This is a genomic window from Pseudomonas sp. SWRI111, from assembly GCF_014268555.1.
Taxonomy (GTDB): domain Bacteria; phylum Pseudomonadota; class Gammaproteobacteria; order Pseudomonadales; family Pseudomonadaceae; genus Aquipseudomonas; species Aquipseudomonas hamedanensis.
Map to the genome: position 1 here is coordinate 1 of NZ_JABWQQ010000151.1, position 242 is coordinate 242.

The 242-nt window shown below is 58.3% G+C and carries 1 tRNA gene; it reads left to right on the plus strand.

The features are described from left to right. The first annotated feature begins 166 nt into the window (after nucleotides 1–166). Nucleotides 167–240 (plus strand) — tRNA-Asp (locus HU755_RS27255). Nucleotides 241–242 lie beyond the last annotated feature (2 nt).

The window sequence follows — 242 nt, forward strand, 5'->3', positions numbered from 1 at the left end:
CGGTAGTTCAGTCGGTTAGAATACCGGCCTGTCACGCCGGGGGTCGCGGGTTCGAGTCCCGTCCGCTGCGCCATATTTTACGAGTCAGACATGTCTGGTTCACGATTGCAAAGCACCGAAGCTTTCAATCAAAGCAAGTTACTTGAGCGCAAGCTCAAAGCGATACGCAGCGGTAGTTCAGTCGGTTAGAATACCGGCCTGTCACGCCGGGGGTCGCGGGTTCGAGTCCCGTCCGCTGCGCC